The following is a 288-nucleotide window of genomic DNA, read 5'->3' as shown; positions in this document are numbered from 1 at the left end:
GTGAACACACAAAGGACGGTGTGCACAGCGGACTGACAGTTTATGCCTGATGACCATAGCGAGTTGGTACCACCCCTTCCCATCCCGAACAGGACCGTGAAACGACTCTGCGCCAATGATAGTGCTGCAACCAGTGTGAAAGTAGGTTATCGTCAGGCTCCCTTTAAAAACCCCTCGTTACAACCGTAACGGGGGGTTTTGCTTTTTACGCTTTGCTTTGTGCTTTGCTGTTGGAATTGGACTGCTACGGCGGCGAATCAAACTCAAGATATCTGTGAGTAACATAAA

Annotated in this window: 1 rRNA gene; it reads left to right on the top strand. The window is 49.0% G+C overall.

Annotation, left to right across the window (positions count from 1 at the left end):
* The first annotated feature begins 45 nt into the window (after positions 1-45).
* Positions 46-158 (top strand): 5S ribosomal RNA (gene rrf / locus KDM89_RS21805).
* Positions 159-288 lie beyond the last annotated feature (130 nt).

Source organism: Cognatundibacterium luofuense (genome assembly GCF_018139685.1).
In the GTDB taxonomy this organism is placed as follows: Bacteria; Pseudomonadota; Gammaproteobacteria; order Burkholderiales; family Burkholderiaceae_D; genus Undibacterium; species Undibacterium luofuense.
Note: the sequence above shows the minus strand (reverse complement) of the source record. Positions and strands in the feature narration are given on the sequence as shown.